This is a genomic window from Campylobacter sp. CFSAN093238 (genome assembly GCF_012898015.1).
Taxonomy (GTDB): domain Bacteria; phylum Campylobacterota; class Campylobacteria; order Campylobacterales; family Campylobacteraceae; genus Campylobacter_D; species Campylobacter_D jejuni.
Genome location: NZ_CP040611.1, coordinates 31763 through 52521 on the forward strand (window position 1 = coordinate 31763; position 20759 = coordinate 52521).

9 protein-coding genes, 2 tRNA genes and 3 rRNA genes are annotated in these 20759 nt (G+C 32.6%); 11 read left to right on the forward strand and 3 right to left on the reverse strand.

Annotation, left to right across the window (positions count from 1 at the left end; translation table 11 throughout):
• Positions 1-4: 4 nt before the first annotated feature.
• Positions 5-628 (reverse strand): FAD-dependent thymidylate synthase, encoded by a 624-nt coding sequence (gene thyX, locus FBF21_RS00125; RefSeq protein WP_002886510.1) that lies wholly within the window; start codon positions 626-628, stop codon positions 5-7.
• A 119-nt stretch (positions 629-747) separates the two neighbouring features.
• Here thyX and FBF21_RS00130 point away from each other — a divergent pair, with 119 nt between their 5' ends.
• From FBF21_RS00130 to FBF21_RS00180, 11 genes are all read left to right on the forward strand, one after another.
• Positions 748-2379 (forward strand): CTP synthase, encoded by a 1632-nt coding sequence (locus FBF21_RS00130; protein WP_002855601.1) that lies wholly within the window; start codon positions 748-750, stop codon positions 2377-2379.
• Positions 2366-3937, forward strand: a complete 1572-nt coding sequence (gene recJ / locus FBF21_RS00135) for a single-stranded-DNA-specific exonuclease RecJ (protein ID WP_002853146.1) — start codon at positions 2366-2368, stop codon at positions 3935-3937. Before FBF21_RS00130 ends, recJ begins: the two co-directional genes overlap by 14 nt.
• Before the next feature lie 83 nt (positions 3938-4020).
• Positions 4021-5028: a type II asparaginase gene (locus FBF21_RS00140; RefSeq protein ID WP_255005614.1), complete on the forward strand. Its 1008-nt coding sequence runs from the start codon at positions 4021-4023 to the stop codon at positions 5026-5028.
• 586 nt (positions 5029-5614) lie between these two features.
• Positions 5615-7127 (forward strand): 16S ribosomal RNA (locus FBF21_RS00145).
• Between the two features lie 102 nt (positions 7128-7229).
• A tRNA-Ala gene (locus tag FBF21_RS00150) sits at positions 7230-7305 on the forward strand.
• Between the two features lie 8 nt (positions 7306-7313).
• Positions 7314-7390 (forward strand) — tRNA-Ile (locus FBF21_RS00155).
• A gap of 534 nt (positions 7391-7924) precedes the next feature.
• Positions 7925-10831: ribosomal RNA gene (locus FBF21_RS00160) — 23S ribosomal RNA — on the forward strand.
• 255 nt (positions 10832-11086) lie between these two features.
• Positions 11087-11203, forward strand: a 5S ribosomal RNA gene (gene rrf / locus FBF21_RS00165).
• Together the 16S, 23S and 5S rRNA genes with 2 tRNA genes alongside form the textbook arrangement of a ribosomal RNA operon.
• Before the next feature lie 105 nt (positions 11204-11308).
• Positions 11309-12706, forward strand: a complete 1398-nt coding sequence (locus FBF21_RS00170; protein ID WP_168985415.1) for a PD-(D/E)XK nuclease family protein — start codon at positions 11309-11311, stop codon at positions 12704-12706.
• Between the two features lie 60 nt (positions 12707-12766).
• A complete protein-coding gene (locus FBF21_RS00175) occupies positions 12767-16531 on the forward strand; it encodes an Eco57I restriction-modification methylase domain-containing protein (protein WP_168985416.1) in 3765 nt (1254 codons plus the stop codon).
• Positions 16531-18804 carry a pentapeptide repeat-containing protein gene (locus FBF21_RS00180; protein WP_057039674.1) on the forward strand — a complete coding sequence of 758 codons (2274 nt, stop codon included), beginning with the start codon at positions 16531-16533 and terminating at the stop codon, positions 18802-18804. The genes FBF21_RS00175 and FBF21_RS00180 overlap by 1 nt, the downstream gene beginning before the upstream one ends.
• Positions 18805-18833: 29 nt before the next feature.
• Here FBF21_RS00180 and FBF21_RS00185 read toward each other — a convergent pair whose 3' ends face one another.
• Entirely contained in the window at positions 18834-19535 is a 702-nt protein-coding gene (locus FBF21_RS00185) for an SIMPL domain-containing protein (protein ID WP_020836944.1), read from the reverse strand.
• Positions 19532-20734 (reverse strand): multidrug effflux MFS transporter, encoded by a 1203-nt coding sequence (locus FBF21_RS00190; protein ID WP_042962750.1) that lies wholly within the window; start codon positions 20732-20734, stop codon positions 19532-19534. The genes FBF21_RS00185 and FBF21_RS00190 overlap by 4 nt, the downstream gene beginning before the upstream one ends.
• Between the last annotated feature and the right edge of the window lie 25 nt (positions 20735-20759).

Here is a 20759-nt window from a genome sequence, read left to right on the forward strand (position 1 = left end):
TGATTTATTCTATATCTTTATGTAGGCAATGTTCAAATATAAATTTGTGTTCTTGTGGTAAGGTTTCAAATAAAGCATTTGCTAAATTTCTAATCTCCCAAAGAGCTGATTTTGAACTACGCAAAGAAATGAAATTTTGTAAACTTCTTGCATTAATCGTTAGTGTAAGTTCGGTTTTATAGCTTTCTGGTAAGCAGTATTTGGCTATATCTAGACTAATGCTTTTTTGTAAAATAGTGCGTAAATTTTCTAAGGCTTTAATGCTTGCGTTATCAACCTCTTCATTACCGCAAAGCACAAGATAACGGCTTGCATTTTCAAAATCTCCTATTTTAAACTCACCTTCATTGCGAAGTTCTTTTAAGGTATAACGCGTGCTTTTTACACTAGGACTAGTGTGACGGTGTCTTGCGACTTCTTGTAAGCAAGCTCTTGAAATTCCTTGTATATAAAAAGTATAGTTTAGATGTTCTAAGGTTGAAGCGTGTTTGAATTTGTTGCCCACGCGATCGATAAGTTCTTTATCTTTTTCGCCACCGCAATCGCCTTTTTCAAAGCTTTGCCAACAAGTTCTTGTTGCATGAGAACAAACAGATAATGGAGTGTGAAAAAGTAAAGTGATTTGCATGCTTATTCCTTTTTTGATAAAAATATTTTTTGTAATTCTTGCATTTTTTACTTAAAATTCTAATGAAATAAAAAGTTTTATCAAGCTATAATTAGATAAAAAAATAAGGCTTATTATCAATGAAACAAACAAAATATATTTTTGTAACAGGTGGAGTTTTAAGTTCTTTGGGTAAAGGGATAGCCGCTGCTTCTATCGCAACACTTTTAAAAAATTCAGGGCTTAAAGTGAGTATTTTAAAAGCTGATCCTTATATCAATGTTGATCCAGGCACTATGAGTCCTTTTGAGCATGGAGAGGTTTTTGTAACTGATGATGGAGCAGAAACGGATCTTGATTTGGGGCATTATGAGCGTTTTTTGGATGAGAGTTTATCTCAAGATAATAACTTCACTACAGGACGGGTTTATCAAAGTGTGATTGAAAAAGAAAGGCGTGGAGAATATCTTGGCAAAACCATTCAAGTTATCCCTCATATAGTAGGAGAAATCAAAGATCGCATTAAAAAAGCAGGAGAAGGCAAAGATATACTTATCGTTGAAATAGGCGGAACTGTTGGGGATATAGAAGGCTTGCCTTTTTTAGAAGCTATTCGTGCTTTGCGTTTGGAAGTGGGTAAAAATAATGCTATGAATATTCATCTTACTCTAGTACCTTTTATTAAGGCTGCAGGGGAATTAAAAACAAAGCCAACTCAACATAGTGTAGGCGAGTTAAGGCGCATAGGCATTAGTCCTGATATGATTATTTGTCGTAGTGAAAAAGCTCTTGATAGAGATTTAAAAGATAAAATTGCTATTTCTTGCGGGGTGGAAAAAAATTGCGTGATAGAAAGTGTTGATGCGGCTAGTATTTATCAAATTCCACTTAATTTTTTAAAGCAAGATATTTTAAGCCCTATTGCTGAAATTTTGGATTTGAAAAATTTAAAACCTAATATGGAAAATTGGGACTCTTTGGTAAAAAGAGTTATAGCTCCAAGCAATGAAGTTAAAATCGCTTTTGTAGGCAAATATGTGGATTTAAAAGAAAGTTATAAAAGCCTTACTGAAGCTATTATACACGCAGGTGCAGCCCTAGATACTAAAGTGGAGTTAAAATGGGTAGATAGTGAAAAACTTGAAAATATGGAAAGTTCTGAAGTATTTAAAGATGTGAGTGGAATTTTGGTTGCTGGGGGATTTGGATATCGTGGTGTAGAAGGTAAGATAAAAGCCATTCAATACGCAAGAGAAAATAAAATTCCTTTTTTAGGAATTTGTTTAGGTATGCAGCTTGCTTTGGTGGAATTTGCTAGAAATGTATTAAAACTTAAAGATGCAAATTCAAGTGAATTTAATGAAAAATGCCAAAATCCTGTGGTTTATTTGATTGATGAATTTATGGATACAAATGGAGAAAAACAAATTCGTACTGCAAAAACTCCTTTAGGTGGAACTATGCGTTTAGGGGCTTATAAATGTGATATCAAGGAAAAATCCCTTTTGGCTAAGGTTTATAATGAAGTAAAGAGTGTAAAAGAACGCCATCGTCATCGCTATGAAGCAAATCCAAAATATAGAGCAGATTTTGAAAAACACGGTTTGATTGTAAGTGGTGAAAGCAAAGGATTGATTGAAGCAGTTGAGCTTAACTGTCATCCTTTTTTCTTGGCTGTGCAGTTTCATCCAGAATTTACATCAAGACTTGAGCATGTTAATCCTGTGATTTGCAGTTTTATCAAGGCAGCTATAAACTATGAAGATAATTAATAAAAATGAAATTAAAAAAATTTTGGCTTCACGCTTTGAAAAAGATTTGCATACCAAACTTTGTGATCTGCCTTTGCCATGCTGTTTAAAGGATGCATATAAAGCAGCTAATCGCATCAAAGAAGCTGTAGAAAAAAATGAGAAAGTCGCTATAGTAGGAGATTATGATGTTGATGGAATCATTTCTTGTGTTATTATGGCAGAATTTTTCGATGATATAGGTTTTGATTATATTATAAGAATTCCGAATCGTTTTAAAGATGGATATGGATTAAATGCTGAGATCATCAACGAACTTGATGTAAATTTAATAATAACAGTAGATAATGGAATAGCTGCTCTTGAAGCAGCCAAACTCTGTAAAGAAAAAAATATAGATTTGATTATCACTGATCATCATATGCCTCAAGATATTTTACCTGATGCTTTTGCCATTATCAATCCAAAGCAAAAAGATTGTGATTTTCCAGAAATTGAAATTTGTGGAGCTCAAGTCGCATGGTATTTGATAGCGGCTTTAAAAGAGGTGTGCAAGCTTAAATATGACATGTGTAAATTTTTAGAACTTTTGGCGATTGCAATTGTTGCAGATATGATGGAACTTAGAGATTTAAATCGTGCTTTAGTAAGGCGTGGCATAGATCATATTAACAAATCTAAAAGGGCTGCTTTTAGGGCTATTAAGCATTATTATCAAAAGGATAAATTTGCTCTTGATAATATAGGATTTTTAATTGCTCCGCTTATAAATAGTGCTGGAAGAATGGATGATGCAAGTATTTCTTATGAATTTTTACACACTAAAGATTTTAATAAAGCTTTAGAATATCTAGAGCAAATTGTTAGTTTTAATGAAAGTCGTAAAGATGAAGAAAAACAGCTTTTTGAAGATAGTTTAAATCAAATCGATGAAAACGATTCTTGTATTGTGGTATCGGGTTTAAATTGGCATGAAGGTGTTTTAGGGATTGTGGCAAGTCGTTTAGCTAAACATTTTAATAAACCTGCTTTTGTATTTTCTCAAAATGAAGAACACTTAAAAGGTAGTGCAAGAAGTGTTGGCAAGATTGATATTTTGGCTTTAATTTCTAAGACAAATTCTATATTAAGCAATTATGGTGGTCATAAAGGTGCTGCTGGAATCAGTTTAAACTCTGAAAATTTTGAACAATTTAAAAATAAAATCAAAAAAGAATGTTCGCAAATTTCTGAAAGTGAATTTTTGGATACGGATGAAATTTTAGGAATCTTAGAACCTAGCGAAATTGATTTTGAAATGCTTGAAATTTTAGAATCTTTTGAACCTTTTGGACATAAAAATCCACGACCTTTTTTTGTTTTAGAAAATCTTTGTGTAAAAAATAAAAAACTTCTAGGTAAAGATGAAAAACACTTAAAGCTTGTTTTAACTAAGGAAAATAAAACCATAGAAGCTTTATTTTTTAATTTTGATAAAGAGCCAGAATTGAATCAAAATATTTCTTTGCTTGGAAGTATTTCTAAGAATGAATTTAGGGGAATGGTAACTCCACAGTTTGTTGTTAAAGAGATTTTATAAAAATTTTTACTTATAATTTGCATTAATAACATTAAAAAATTAATATACAAGAGATTAAAAAATTATTTATATGTTGTCTTTTTATAGGAGTATGTATGAAAAAAGCTAAATCAAGGATTGCTATTTTAGGAACAGGCGGAACGATAGCAGGCTTCATTGATAGCACTATTGCTACAACAGGATATACGGCCGGAGCCATTGATATAGATGTATTAATTAAAGCAGTTCCGCAAATTAGAGATTTAGCAGATATTAGTTGGGAGCAAATAGCAAATATTGATAGTTCAAATATGTGTGATGAAATTTGGTTAAGGCTTGCTAAAAAAATTGCTAAGCTTTTTGCTGAGGGGATAGACGGTGTGGTGATAACTCATGGTACTGATACTATGGAAGAAACTGCTTATTTTTTAAATTTAACCATTAAAAGTGATAAGCCCGTAGTTCTAGTTGGCGCTATGCGTCCATCAACTGCTATAAGTGCGGATGGTCCGAAAAATCTTTATAATGCAGTGGCATTAGTTGCCAATAAAGAAGCTAAGAATAAGGGTGTTATGGTAGCTATAAATGATAAAATTTTAAGCGCTAGAGGCGTAGTAAAAACTCATAGTTTAAATGTTGATGCTTTCTCTTCTCCTGATTTTGGGGATTTGGGTTATATAGTAGATGGTAAAGTCTTTTTCTATAATAATGTTACTAAAGCTCACACAAAAAACGCTCCTTTTGATGTAAGCAAACTCACAAGTTTGCCAAAAGTAGATATTCTTTATAGCTATTCAAATGATGGTAGTGGTGTCGCTGCAAAAGCTTTATTTGAACATGGAACTAAGGGCATAGTTGTTGCAGGAAGTGGAGCAGGAAGTATACACAAAAATCAAAAAGATGTTTTAAAAGAGCTTTTAAAAAAAGGGCTTAAGGTTGTTGTAAGTTCAAGGGTTGTAGCAGGTTGTGTTGCTGTGAGTGATTCAGATGAAAAATTAGGTTTTATTAGTGCTGAAGATTTAAATCCTCAAAAAGCAAGAGTTTTGCTTATATTAGCACTTACAAAAACAAGTGATCCTAAAAAAATTCAAGAGTATTTTTTAAAATATTAAAATTTTTTAAATATTTCTAAACTTAGGGAACTTATCTTCCCTAAGTCAAGCCTTTCAATCCTATTAATAGTATATTATATCTTGTATTTTTTATTATCATTTAACCCCCCCCCCATTTTTAAACCCACCAAATACTTATATAAATACTTACACAAATATTTATACTATTTAATCCTTTGTTTAATACACTTTTAAGTTTAATTGGTTATACTTTCATTTCCTTTTTTTGAAAAAAGGACTTAAAATCTTTTAAATTATAAAGTTTCACTAGCTTAGTAGATTTTATAAATTAACTCTTTTGGTTTTTGTCTTATAAACTAAAAGCTTTTTTATAAATCTTGTTTTTTAATTTAAAAACTTTTCTTTTAAAAATGATTTTTTGTTTTGTTCTTTTAACTTAGTATTGTTATTCAAATCTTATTAGTCAATCTTTGAAATCTAAATAAGTGATCGATTGAGCCAGAAAGATTTAGGCATAAGTAATTATGTAAAATCTATTCAATCTAATAATTAAAAAGATTAAAAGTTTTTCTTTTAATCTTTCATAACTTTTTCTTTGAAGAAAAAGATTAAACTATCTATAATTTTTATGGAGAGTTTGATCCTGGCTCAGAGTGAACGCTGGCGGCGTGCCTAATACATGCAAGTCGAACGATGAAGCTTCTAGCTTGCTAGAAGTGGATTAGTGGCGCACGGGTGAGTAAGGTATAGTTAATCTGCCCTACACAAGAGGACAACAGTTGGAAACGACTGCTAATACTCTATACTCCTGCTTAACACAAGTTGAGTAGGGAAAGTTTTTCGGTGTAGGATGAGACTATATAGTATCAGCTAGTTGGTAAGGTAATGGCTTACCAAGGCTATGACGCTTAACTGGTCTGAGAGGATGATCAGTCACACTGGAACTGAGACACGGTCCAGACTCCTACGGGAGGCAGCAGTAGGGAATATTGCGCAATGGGGGAAACCCTGACGCAGCAACGCCGCGTGGAGGATGACACTTTTCGGAGCGTAAACTCCTTTTCTTAGGGAAGAATTCTGACGGTACCTAAGGAATAAGCACCGGCTAACTCCGTGCCAGCAGCCGCGGTAATACGGAGGGTGCAAGCGTTACTCGGAATCACTGGGCGTAAAGGGCGCGTAGGCGGATTATCAAGTCTCTTGTGAAATCTAATGGCTTAACCATTAAACTGCTTGGGAAACTGATAGTCTAGAGTGAGGGAGAGGCAGATGGAATTGGTGGTGTAGGGGTAAAATCCGTAGATATCACCAAGAATACCCATTGCGAAGGCGATCTGCTGGAACTCAACTGACGCTAAGGCGCGAAAGCGTGGGGAGCAAACAGGATTAGATACCCTGGTAGTCCACGCCCTAAACGATGTACACTAGTTGTTGGGGTGCTAGTCATCTCAGTAATGCAGCTAACGCATTAAGTGTACCGCCTGGGGAGTACGGTCGCAAGATTAAAACTCAAAGGAATAGACGGGGACCCGCACAAGCGGTGGAGCATGTGGTTTAATTCGAAGATACGCGAAGAACCTTACCTGGGCTTGATATCCTAAGAACCTTTTAGAGATAAGAGGGTGCTAGCTTGCTAGAACTTAGAGACAGGTGCTGCACGGCTGTCGTCAGCTCGTGTCGTGAGATGTTGGGTTAAGTCCCGCAACGAGCGCAACCCACGTATTTAGTTGCTAACGGTTCGGCCGAGCACTCTAAATAGACTGCCTTCGTAAGGAGGAGGAAGGTGTGGACGACGTCAAGTCATCATGGCCCTTATGCCCAGGGCGACACACGTGCTACAATGGCATATACAATGAGACGCAATACCGCGAGGTGGAGCAAATCTATAAAATATGTCCCAGTTCGGATTGTTCTCTGCAACTCGAGAGCATGAAGCCGGAATCGCTAGTAATCGTAGATCAGCCATGCTACGGTGAATACGTTCCCGGGTCTTGTACTCACCGCCCGTCACACCATGGGAGTTGATTTCACTCGAAGCCGGAATACTAAACTAGTTACCGTCCACAGTGGAATCAGCGACTGGGGTGAAGTCGTAACAAGGTAACCGTAGGAGAACCTGCGGTTGGATCACCTCCTTTCTAGAGTACAAAGTAATAAGTCTCACAACTATTACTTCAATATATAAACTCAATTGATTCTTGTTTAGATTTCAAAGATTGATGATAAAGCTAATTGTTTATGGGGAATTAGCTCAGCTGGGAGAGCGCCTGCTTTGCACGCAGGAGGTCAGCGGTTCGATCCCGCTATTCTCCACCATTTATTAAGGGCCTATAGCTCAGCTGGTTAGAGTGCACCCCTGATAAGGGTGAGGTCACAAGTTCAAGTCTTGTTAGGCCCACCATAAAAAAGATTTGAATAAAGAAGCTTTAAAATCTAAAGCAAGTATATAAAATAGATTAAATATAAAATATAAACTCTATACTTAGATTTATTTTTATCTTTAACTATAAAAGAATATACTTTAATAGATATAAGTAGCATATACATTATGCATTTATATTTATAATGATTATGTTAATATATATACTTCCTTTAGGTTTTAAACCTAAATGTTCTTTTTAATTATCATTGTTAAGAGTCACAAGCAAGTTTTAATAAAAACAATTTTACAGGACTTGTTAAAGGATAAAACCTATTTATCTTTTCTTTAGTTTAACTTAACTTTTAGCTGTCTTCTCTTCTATGAATAAAGAGAATATTAGATTTAAGGATTATAAATTAAAGACAAGTTTCAAACTCACTGCTTAGTTGAGACTAAATCATTTAGTTTTATATTAAGTGTTTGAATGCTTTCCGTCTTAAGATAAAGAAGTCTTATCATAAAAACTTTAACAAGGAAGTGATGCGTTTTAGAATCAATAATAAAAGGTAAAAAAGGTAAGCTACTAAGAGCGAATGGTGGATGCCTTGACTGGTAAAGGCGATGAAGGACGTACTAGACTGCGATAAGCTACGGGGAGCTGTCAAGAAGCTTTGATCCGTAGATTTCCGAATGGGGCAACCCAATGTATAGAGATATACATTACCTATATAGGAGCGAACGAGGGGAATTGAAACATCTTAGTACCCTCAGGAAAAGAAATCAATAGAGATTGCGTCAGTAGCGGCGAGCGAAAGCGCAAGAGGGCAAACCCAGTGCTTGCACTGGGGGTTGTAGGACTGCAATGTGCAAGAGGTAAGTTTAGCAGAACATTCTGGAAAGTATAACCATAGAGGGTGATAGTCCCGTATGCGAAAAACAAACCTTAGCTAGCAGTATCCTGAGTAGGGCGGGACACGAGGAATCCTGTCTGAATCCGGGTCGACCACGATCCAACCCTAAATACTAATACCAGATCGATAGTGCACAAGTACCGTGAGGGAAAGGTGAAAAGAACTGAGGTGATCAGAGTGAAATAGAACCTGAAACCATTTGCTTACAATCATTCAGAGCCCTATGTAGCAATACAGGGTGATGGACTGCCTTTTGCATAATGAGCCTGCGAGTTGTGGTGTCTGGCAAGGTTAAGCAAACGCGAAGCCGTAGCGAAAGCGAGTCTGAATAGGGCGCTTAGTCAGATGCTGCAGACCCGAAACGAAGTGATCTATCCATGAGCAAGTTGAAGCTAGTGTAAGAACTAGTGGAGGACTGAACCCATAGGCGTTGAAAAGCCCCGGGATGACTTGTGGATAGGGGTGAAAGGCCAATCAAACTTCGTGATAGCTGGTTCTCTCCGAAATATATTTAGGTATAGCGTTGTGTCGTAATATAAGGGGGTAGAGCACTGAATGGGCTAGGGCATACACCAATGTACCAAACCCTATCAAACTCCGAATACCTTATATGTAATCACAGCAGTCAGGCGGCGAGTGATAAAATCCGTCGTCAAGAGGGAAACAACCCAGACTACCAGCTAAGGTCCCTAAATCTTACTTAAGTGGAAAACGATGTGAAGTTACTTAAACAACCAGGAGGTTGGCTTAGAAGCAGCCATCCTTTAAAGAAAGCGTAATAGCTCACTGGTCTAGTGATTTTGCGCGGAAAATATAACGGGGCTAAAGTAAGTACCGAAGCTGTAGACTTAGTTTACTAAGTGGTAGGAGAGCGTTCTATTTGCGTCGAAGGTATACCGGTAAGGAGTGCTGGAGCGAATAGAAGTGAGCATGCAGGCATGAGTAGCGATAATTAATGTGAGAATCATTAACGCCGTAAACCCAAGGTTTCCTACGCGATGCTCGTCATCGTAGGGTTAGTCGGGTCCTAAGTCGAGTCCGAAAGGGGTAGACGATGGCAAATTGGTTAATATTCCAATACCAACATTAGTGTGCGATGGAAGGACGCTTAGGGCTAAGGGGGCTAGCGGATGGAAGTGCTAGTCTAAGGTCGTAGGAGGTTGTACAGGCAAATCCGTATAACAATACTCCGAGAACTGAAAGGCTTTTTGAAGTCTTCGGATGGATAGAAGAACCCCTGATGCCGTCGAGCCAAGAAAAGTTTCTAAGTTTAGCTAATGTTGCCCGTACCGTAAACCGACACAGGTGGGTGGGATGAGTATTCTAAGGCGCGTGGAAGAACTCTCTTTAAGGAACTCTGCAAAATAGCACCGTATCTTCGGTATAAGGTGTGGTTAGCTTTGTATTAGGATTTACTCCGAAAGCAAGGAAACTTACAACAAAGAGTCCCTCCCGACTGTTTACCAAAAACACAGCACTCTGCTAACTCGTAAGAGGATGTATAGGGTGTGACGCCTGCCCGGTGCTCGAAGGTTAATTGATGGGGTTAGCATTAGCGAAGCTCTTGATCGAAGCCCGAGTAAACGGCGGCCGTAACTATAACGGTCCTAAGGTAGCGAAATTCCTTGTCGGTTAAATACCGACCTGCATGAATGGCGTAACGAGATGGGAGCTGTCTCAAAGAGGGATCCAGTGAAATTGTAGTGGAGGTGAAAATTCCTCCTACCCGCGGCAAGACGGAAAGACCCCGTGGACCTTTACTACAGCTTGACACTGCTACTTGGATAAGAATGTGCAGGATAGGTGGGAGGCTTTGAGTATATGACGCCAGTTGTATATGAGCCATTGTTGAGATACCACTCTTTCTTATTTGGGTAGCTAACCAGCTTGAGTTATCCTCAAGTGGGACAATGTCTGGTGGGTAGTTTGACTGGGGCGGTCGCCTCCCAAATAATAACGGAGGCTTACAAAGGTTGGCTCAGAACGGTTGGAAATCGTTCGTAGAGTATAAAGGTATAAGCCAGCTTAACTGCAAGACATACAAGTCAAGCAGAGACGAAAGTCGGTCTTAGTGATCCGGTGGTTCTGTGTGGAAGGGCCATCGCTCAAAGGATAAAAGGTACCCCGGGGATAACAGGCTGATCTCCCCCAAGAGCGCACATCGACGGGTAGCTTAGGCACCTCGATGTAGGCTCATCGCATCCTGGGGCTGGAGTAGGTGGAAAGGGTATGGCTGTTCGCCATTTAAAGCGGTACGCGAGCTGGGTTCAGAACGTCGTGAGACAGTTCGGTCCCTATCTGCCGTGGGCGTAAGAAGATTGAAGAGATTTGACCCTAGTACGAGAGGACCGGGTTGAACAAACCACTGGTGTAGCTGTTGTTCTGCCAAGAGCATCGCAGCGTAGCTAAGTTTGGAAAGGATAAACGCTGAAAGCATCTAAGCGTGAAGCCAACTCTAAGATGAATCTTCTCTAAGCTCTCTAGAAGACTACTAGTTTGATAGGCTGGGTGTGTAATGGATGAAAGTCCTTTAGCTGACCAGTACTAATAGAGCGTTTGGCTTATCTTTAATAAAGCATCACTTCCTTGTTAAGGTTTTTAAGAAGACTTTGAATATAGATAATATTTAGAGTTTAATAGAAATCTTTCAAGTAAAGTTTGTATTAGAACTTGCTCTTAACATTGTTTTTTAAGTATTTTATATAAAAACTTATCAAAGATAAAAGATAAGAAAAGAAGAAAGAGAATAAAGAAAAAAGTAAAGAAATAAAAGATTAAGTTTTATTTTTAAATTCAATCTTTCAAAGAATATTTAAATAACAATGTCCGTGATTATACAGATGTGGAAACGCCTTGCTCCATCCCGAACCAAGAAGCTAAGCACATCGTGGGTGATGATACTACGCCTTACTGGCAGGGGGAAAGTAGCTCATTGCGGACTTGTTAATTCTGCTTAACTTGCCTATAAAATTAATAATCAGTTTTTTTAGTTTGTAATTAAAAATTTATTTACATGTAAAATTGTATAAAATTTGGAAAGTAATACATGGAAAAATTTATTGAAAGATTGCTTGAAGAAGATATTAAATTTGAAAAAGATGTGAATAATGGTTTGAGTGATATAAATATATTTGATGCTTTGAATATTGAAACAAAAGAAAATTATCATTCTAAATTTATAGCTTATTTAATTGATATAAATAAGGATCATTATCAAAAAAATTTTGCAAAGGTTTTTATAGAAAAACTTGGTAAGAGTTTAGTAAATACGAAATTTGAAAATTTAAACATAGAAGATATAAAAAGCGTAGAAACAGAAGCCTGCATAAAAGATAATAGAAGGATAGACATTTTAATAATATTAAGTGATAAAAGATATATTATAATAGAAAATAAAATTTATGCAAAAGATCAAAAAAATCAATTGAAAGATTATATTAATTTTGTAAGAAAAAATATCAAAAATATAAAAGATTGTTATAAAAACATATTGACTATATATTTGCATCAAGATGAGTGTGCTAGTCCTAGTGATTATAGTTTGGGAAATTTTACAATAAAGACAAATTTGATTAAAGATAAAAATGAAAATAATGTTAGCTATTATTTGAAGATGGATTATATATGGATTAAGGAATGGATTGATGAGTGTATAAAAATATATGAAGAAAAATCAACCAAAGATCAAAAATTTATTCTTGATATACAAAACATTATTTTTACTCTAAATCAATACAAAAGTATTTTACAATGGTATATGACAGATGAGTATACTCAAAGAGATGATGTATTAGAATTTATTTTTCAAGACATTATAAAAATGCAAAATTTAAAAAATGCGATGATTTTATATAGATATAACAAAAACAAATCAGAGCTTAAAAATTTAAATGAAGAAAACTATAAGAAAGCTAAAGATATTATCCAGCATAAATGGAGCAACATCTGCGAATATATAATAGAAGAATTTTTTGATAGTTTTGAACACAAGGAAATTAAAATAGGTGATATAACTTTTATCGGCAATAAAATAGAAGAAAATCGTGTTAATCATGGTGTGTTTATATTTTATCCTATTGATTATAAGAATGAAAGCATATATCCATGTATATATATTTATTTTAAAAAAAAATACTATGATATTATTGGTTTGACATTTGAAATTTCAAATGATGATGAAGAAGATATAGAAAATGAAAAATATAAAGAATGTTTAAAATTATTTAAAGATGTAAAAGAAGAAAATGTTAGAAAATATCAAAATCACTATTATTGTGATAAATTAATAAACAATGAAAAATTAGAAGGAGAATACGCTTTTATTTATTGGTTGATTGAAAATCAAAATTCTAAAAAAGATTTTATTCAAATTTTAAATGATTTTTTTATTAAAAAACCTATACAGGAAGCATATAAAGGTATTAATGATATATTAAATTCTTAAAAAATTTTATATAAAAGTAAAATTTGATAAAATACAAAATATTTTTTATAAAGGTTAAAAATGCATTTCACTTTGCTAAATGAAAAAGATTTTTTCAACCCATACTACCGCAAAAAGCAAATCATGCAAAATGAATTTGATATATTTAACAAGGCTTTAATGCAATATCTAGAAAGACTTGAAAGATCACAAAGTGAAAATGAAGATTATCTTGTAGCTAATGCACTTAGTCCATTTTTAACCATGTTAAATTTCAAAACTCACATCAAAACCAAGCAAAAAGGCAAAAGTGAGATTGACTTATCCATCTCTAAAGATGAGTTTAGTAAAGACTTAGAAGTTCTTATTGAGGCTAAAAAGCCAAATTCAAAAGAATTTATCACTCATACAAAGGTAAATTCTAAAGCCTTACACGAGACTATTTTATATTATTTTAGAAATAGAGAGTATAGTTTTAGCTTAAAATTTATTATCATCACAGATTTTTATAAATTTTACATTTTTAAAATTAGTGAGTTTGAAGAGCTTTTTTATAAAAATCCAAGTTTTAAAAAACTTTTTGAAGAATTTTGTAATCCAAATTCACTTTTCAAAGGTAATACTGAAGAATTCTATAAAGAAGTAGCCAAACTCATAGAAAATTCCAAAGAAAACTTAAAAGGCTTTTTGATTGACTTGACGTTTTTAAAAGACAAACAAAAATCAAATTTTAAAAACCTAGCAAGTATTTATAAAACTTTTCATAGAGACTTTTTGCTAAGTGAGTTTAACCCCAACGATGCAAATTCACTCAACAATGCTTTTTACAAAGAGCTTTTATATATCTTAGGGCTTTGTGAGAGCAAACAAAACTCAAAACTCATCATCGCAAAAAGTGAAGAAAGCAAAGAAGAGCAAGGCACTTTCTACACCGCTATAAACTCTAAGCTTAAAGAAGAAAATTTTGAAACCATCTTAAAACTTTTGATCTTATGGCTTAATCGCATTTTGTTTTTAAAGCTTATAGAGTCAAATTTGGTGCGTTTTAATGATGATAAAAATTTGAAATTTTTAAATTTCAAAAAAATCCCTGATTTTGACAAGCTTAGCGAACTTTTCTTTGAAGTTTTAGCCAAAGAAAAAAGCACGCGAAAGAAAAGCGAATTTGCTTATCTACCTTATCTAAATTCTTCTTTGTTTGAAAAACAAAGCATAGAAAACACACTTGAAATTTCAAGCTTAAGCAATGACTTAAAGCTTTTTTACTATAAAAACACCGTGCTAAAAGATGATAAATGCAAGGCTAAAAAAGGACAAGTGGGGCTTTTAGAATACTTGTTTGAATTTTTGGATAGTTTTGATTTTGGTAGCGATGATGAGCAAAGCGAAATTTTAAGCCAAAAAGAACTCATAAGTTCAAGTGTTTTAGGAAATGTGTTTGAAAAACTCAATGGCTACAAAGAAGGAAGCTTTTACACGCCAAGCTTTATCACTTCTTATATGTGCAAAGAAAGCATCACAAAAGTTGTGCTTGATAAATTCAACGCTCAATTTGATCTTGATGCTAAAGATATAAGCGAACTAAGAAAGTCTTTAAGAAAAGAAGATAAAAAAGCACAAAAAGAGCTTTTAAACTCTATAAAAATTTGCGATCCTGCGGTGGGAAGTGGGCATTTTTTGGTTTCTGCTTTAAATGTTATGTTAAGCATTTATGATGAGCTAAATCTTTTTGATGAAGAATTTTACCTAGAAGTGCAAAACGATGAAATTCTCATCACGGGTAGAAAAGGCGAGTTTATAGAGTATAAACGCCCAAAAACACCTAAAGATAAAGCCCATCTTATCCAACAAGAACTTTTTCACACTAAAAAAGACATCATAGAAAACAACCTTTTTGGAGTCGATATTAACCCCAACTCATGCGAGATCACCAAGCTAAGGCTTTGGATAGAGCTTTTAAAACATAGCTTTTATCAAAGCTTTGATGATGAGAATTATCACGATCTTAGAACCCTGCCAAACATCGATATAAACATAAAATGCGGAAATTCTTTGGTATCTTACTTTGAAACAGGCAAAAGTCTAAGCCACTACCCTAACATCAAAGAACGCATTAACAAATACAAACGCATAGTAAAAGACTATAAAGAAGGCTTTTACACAGATAAAAGCCGCATCAACCAAGAGATAAAAAATCTCAAAATTTCTTTTAAAAATTTCTGCTTTGCAGATAAATTTAAAAAAGAAATGAAAGGCTTTAACGATAAATGTGAAAAATACTCTAAAAAATACGGAAATTTCTTAGCCGTAGATGATGAAAATTTGAAATTCTTTGTTAGTGCGAATTTGACTCTTTTTGACTTTGATGAAAAAGAAGCCACAAAAGAATTTGCAAATCTTAAAAAAGAATACGACAATATCTTTAACCTAGAAAGCAATCATCCTTTTGAATGGCGTTTTGAATTCCCTGAAATTTTGGACGATGATGGAAATTTCAAAGGCTTTGATCTCATCATCGGCAATCCACCTTATATAAAAGAAGCCGAAAATAAAGAACTTTTTGCTAATACAAAAAAGCTAAGAACTTATCAAGGGAAAATGGATATTTGGTATCATTTCGTAGGGCGTGGATTTGATATACTTAAGAATAATGGATATTTAGCATTTATCGCTACAAATAATTGGGTTACAAATTCAGGAGCTAAAAAACTACGCAATATAGTTTTAGAAGAATCCCAAATTTTAAGCCTTGTTGATTTTAGTTCTTTTATGGTGTTTGATTCTGCAAGTATACAAACGATGATAATGCAATTTCAAAAAATAAAACCGCCTAAAAATTATGAATTTCATTTTTCTAAAATCACAACCCAAACTCCAATTTATGAAGATGTTATAAATCTTTTAAAAAATGAAAAAACCCAAAACAATGAAATTCTAAAGATAAATTTAACTCCAAAAAAATTCATAGATAAAACTTTAAATTTTACAAAAAGTGATTATGAAGAACTTTTCAATAAAATTCAAAAATATGGGAAATTTTATCTTGAAGAAAAAGAAGTAGCAAATGGAATACATCCACATTATGATTTTATAAATAATAGAATTAATAGTAATCATAATTTTGCTTTTAAAATAGAGCAGGGTATTTTTGGTTTGAGCGAAGAGGAAAAAGAGAAACTAAAATTAACAAAATTAGAAAATAATCTTGTAAAACCTTATTATGATACTCAAAATTTTTTAAAGTTCTTTTTTAAAAAAAATAATCATCAATGGCTTATTTATACAAATTCATCTTTTAAAAATCCAAATTCTATGGATGATTATCCGAATTTAAAAAAACATTTAGATAAATTTCAAAATGTTATCACTTCTGATAATAAACCTTATGGTTTGCACCGAGCAAGAGATGAAAAATTTTTTACAGGAAGTCCTAGAATAGTAGCACTTAGAAAATGCGTAGGTGAGCCTAAATTTAGCTATGTTGATTTTGATTGTTATGTGTCAGCAACTTTTTATGTGATTAAAACTCAAAGAATTAATGTTAAATATTTAACTGCTATTTTAAATTCAAAGCTTATAGCATTTTGGTTGAAACATAAAGGAAAAATGCAAGGCAATAATTATCAAATTGACAAAGAGCCTTTACTAAATATCCCTATAGTAACTATAAATTCCAAAAATCAAAAAATAGCTGATGAGCTTATAAATTTAGTCGATGAAATTTTAAAAGCTAAAGAACAAGACAAAAACGCAAACACCCAAGAGTTAGAAAATAAAATCAATTCCATCGTTTATAAATTCTATAACTTAACCGAAGAAGAAATAAAAATCATAGAAGGGAAATAATGGAAGAAAAAATAAAACAAGCTATAGAAAATATAGCTAAAAATTTAGAAGTACATAAGGAATATATAAGATTTGATAATACGGAACAAATTTATATCATAGAAGATTATTTAAATAATAAAATTATTGAAATTAAAAAAAACATAAAATTTGATAATCTGATAGATTATCCTTTAAAATTTTCTTATTGTAATTTTTTAGAAACTGTAATTGGGTGGAATAAAACCTTCAAAGAAAAAATTATTTTTAAAGAAGTAGTATTTTGCAAAGTGGTAAATTTCTCATTCAGTATATTTGATAAGAATATTAACTTTTCAAATGTTAAATTTGAAGATAAGCTTTATTTTGACAAATGTCAATTTAAAGAAAAATTTGAATTTTTTGGAATCAATAATTTAAAAGCAGAATTTAATAATAGTTTTTTTGAAAAGGAAGTATATTTTGGCAAAGAAATTAATGATAAAAATATAGAAAAATCGAATAGTTTTGGAAGTTGTAGTTTTGAATATGCTAATTTTTCAAATTGTTATTTTAAAAATGAGGTTTATTTTAAAAATAATGATTTTAAGCAAGTGATTTTTAGAAATTCCAAATTTAATGATAATGTCTATTTTAATAATGCTCACTTTAAAGATTATGTTGATTTTCACGAGTGTGAATTTGAAAAAACTGCTAGTTTTTATGGAGTGAGATTTGAAAAAGCTCCAAATTTCAGTGCTTGTTATTTTAAAGAACCAAAAGCTGTAAATTTAATCAATGTCGATATAGATAAGCTAGATTTTAGATCAGCTGAAGACTATATACAAGATAATTATCAAGATGGAAATTATAAAAACGCAATTAAAAATAATGAAAAAATACAAAAAGATGAAAAAGAGCTTTATAGGATTGAAAATGAGCATAAATTAAGATATGCTAAAAATTTAAAAGATTCTTTTAGGGTTATAAAAGATGTTTTGATAAATCAAAATAATACTTTAGAAGCTCAAGAATGGCATAAATTAGAACTTTATGCGAAAGAGAAAGAATTGGAAATTCAATTAAGTAAAAATAAAAATGACAATTTAAAAAAAGAATCTAAAAATCAAGTATATAATCCTAAGGATTATGAAAAATTTAATTATTCAAAAATTATACCTCTTATAATATTTTTATTAAAAATAATTGGACATTTATCTGTAAATATATTAATATTTGTTGAGTTAGTTTTGGTCGCTCCATTTTTTACAATAATGTTTTATTGTGTTTATGTTGTATTTTTTATATATAAAATTTTGACATTTATTCTAAAATCATTTTATCCTTTAGATATAAATAAATTTATAATCTTTTGGAGGATAAAATTTAATAAAATTAAAAGAAAATTGATAGTTTCCGGAAGAAAGATGCTAGATTTTACTTTGTGGTCCGATTGTGTTTTGTTACAAGTTTATAGGAATACTAGCAATCACCATACAAATTTCTTAAAAATTTTAAATTTTACAATTTTAATGATTTCATTGTATGCTTTTATGGGTTTTGTATTTTCAAAAACCATAAATTTTATATTATCCTTTAATTCAGTATCGATAATTATAGCAAGCTATATTATTTTGCTTGTATTTGCTTTAATGCTTGTTAATGTTAAAAAACAATTGTATCAATATGGCGTTATTTTGATTTTTATGCTTTGTGGTGCTTTTACAATATCTATGATATTGTTTTTATCATCAGAGTATATTTCAATTTTTTGCTTTTTGATTTATTTTTTAGGCGTATTGATTTTTTATCTTTTTTTTATTTGTAAAATTAAATTATTTATTTTTCTTGTGAGATTTTTTGCTTATATGATTTTTATTGCAACGATTATAACAAAACCACAATTTATAAATCCTTTTACAGGTGTATTTTCATCAGATAAGCTTTATGAAAGTCAATTTGAAAAAAGTTTAAATGATTTAAATGCGAGTGCTATTGTAAATCTAGCAAGCATATTGCAAAATGATTTTAATCTCCATTTAAAAGATCAAAATATTTCTTTTACAGAGTTAAATTCAGCTAAAGCTTTGATAATAGCAAATAAAGAAAATCTTTTAAAATTAAACGATGCGAATTTAAATATAACCAAGGAAGTTTTAGGAGAAAAATATACAGAACTTTTAAAGATTATAAATCAAGACAAGATTACAGAAAATACCATAAAATCCACTAGTGTTTTATATAGCATTATACTTTTGCTTTGTATATTCTCACTCCAAAAAACCGCACGAAAAAATTCCATAGTGCCAAGCTAAGCCTTAAAGCTTAGCTTGAAATTTTATCATCAGTCCTTTAAGTAGTATTCTATAGTAGAAACCACTCTTATGGTTTTGATATAAGGGGTGTTTTTATCTCTGTTGCTGATGCTAAATTGTCCTTGAGAAGCCTTTTTTATCTTGCCTAGATGGCTGTTTGAATCTTGTGCGAATTTTATCGCTGCATTTCTAGCATTGAGTGTTGCTTCTTCTATCATTTGAGGTTTTATCTCATTTAGCTTGGTGTAAAGGTATTCTATGTCATAATTATCGATTTTCGTTACTATGCCAAATTTTGCAAGACTTGAAATGTTTTCTAGTATGCTTTTTCCAAGCTTTACATTTTGAGTATAGATGAGTAAATTCGCAGTGCCTATGTATCGGTATGTAGCTTGAGTGTCGTTGCCATAAGGATCGCTTAAACGATCTATGATGTTTGGCGAGTTGTAGCTGATCTCATCTTCTTTTACGCCTTGTTCTTTTAAAAATTTGATGATATTTTCTTTATCTTGCTCTAGTTCTTCGTATAAATTTGTAAGATTGTTATTTGATCTTGTGAATTTTATAGGAAGTATCAAAGTATCCGCTTCGACTTCTTTTTGACTTAAACCCTTTACACTTACACTTCTTTCAAGTGTTTTAAAATCACTTAAAGCCTTGTTAAATCCAAAAGCTAGAATCAAACTTGCCAAAACTATGGCTAAAGCCATAAAGATATTATTTGTTTTCATTTTTTCTCCTTTATTTTGATTAGAAAATATATCATATTTGCAACCAATACGCAAGCACACATTACAAAAGCAAGGATTATCGGCGTATTTGCGTTAATAGCCCCAACCACAAAAGAAATAAGCCCTGCAAAACCAAATTGCACCGTTCCAAGCACCGCAGAAGCAGTTCCGCTATGTTCTTTAAACCTTGCCATAGCCAAAGTCGTGGTATTGGGTGCGATGAAACCAAGCATAGCGATACTTGTAAAAATACTAAGTTCAAAAAGCAAGAAATTTGGGTGAAAAAAGGCATTTGCAAGTAAAATCACAGTCGATATAAACATTATCATCAAAGCTTTTGCCAAAATTTTTTCGCTTTCGTATTTTAAAACCAATCTCACATTGATATTTGCACAGATGACAAAACCTAAAGCATTTGCCCCAAAAAGCAAGGCAAATTTTTGCTCACTTAAGCTAAAAAACTGCGTAAAAACAAAGCTTGATCCTGTGATATAAGCAAACATCGCCGCCAAAGCAAAAGAAGCACATAGTATATAAACTAAAAAGCGTTTATCGCTTAAAACAAATTTGTAGCTTTTCATCGCTTCATGATGGGAAAATTTTTTGTTTTTAAGATGAGATGCGGACTCTTTTAAACCAAAAAGTATCATCAAAAAAAGTAAAATTCCTAAAGCAAACAAAGTCGCAAAAATACTATGCCATGAAAAATACTCTAGCAAAATTCCCCCAAAAGTTGGCGAAAGCATAGGAGCAAGAGAACTAAAAACCATCATCAAAGCAAAAATCCCTGCAGCTTCTTTGATCTCAAACAAGTCATTGACAATAGCCCTTGCGATAACCACACCTGCACAACCCCCAAGTGCTTCAAAAAATCTCAAAGCGATAAAAGCATAAATATCATCGATAATCACACAAAACAAACTCGAAACGATGAAGAAAAATATCCCCACCAAAGCTGGAATTTTACGCCCAAAAATATCACTTAAAGGCCCATATATAAGCTGTCCTAAAGCAAAAGCGATAAAAAAACTTGCGATACTAAGTTGGGTTAAAAAAGAATTAGTTTGAAAACTTTGCTCCACATGAGAAAGTGCAGGCAAATACATATCTGTAGAAAGTGGTGCTATGCTTGACATCAAAGCAAGGATAACGATGAGTTTAAATTTAGCAAAGCCGTGAATTTTGGTGTGTTTTTGCATTTGTAATCCTAATTATTCTAAAAGA

What these genes read in the sequence shown, in the direction of transcription:
- recJ (WP_002853146.1), top strand. Translation starts at nt 2,366, where the DNA reads ATGAAGATAATTAATAAAAATGAAATTAAAAAAATTTTGGCTTCACGC.
- thyX (WP_002886510.1), bottom strand. Translation starts at nt 628, where the DNA reads ATGCAAATCACTTTACTTTTTCACACTCCATTATCTGTTTGTTCTCAT.
- FBF21_RS00130 (WP_002855601.1), top strand. Translation starts at nt 748, where the DNA reads ATGAAACAAACAAAATATATTTTTGTAACAGGTGGAGTTTTAAGTTCT.
- FBF21_RS00190 (WP_042962750.1), bottom strand. Translation starts at nt 20,734, where the DNA reads ATGCAAAAACACACCAAAATTCACGGCTTTGCTAAATTTAAACTCATC.
- FBF21_RS00185 (WP_020836944.1), bottom strand. Translation starts at nt 19,535, where the DNA reads ATGAAAACAAATAATATCTTTATGGCTTTAGCCATAGTTTTGGCAAGT.
- FBF21_RS00175 (WP_168985416.1), top strand. Translation starts at nt 12,767, where the DNA reads ATGCATTTCACTTTGCTAAATGAAAAAGATTTTTTCAACCCATACTAC.
- FBF21_RS00170 (WP_168985415.1), top strand. Translation starts at nt 11,309, where the DNA reads ATGGAAAAATTTATTGAAAGATTGCTTGAAGAAGATATTAAATTTGAA.
- FBF21_RS00180 (WP_057039674.1), top strand. Translation starts at nt 16,531, where the DNA reads ATGGAAGAAAAAATAAAACAAGCTATAGAAAATATAGCTAAAAATTTA.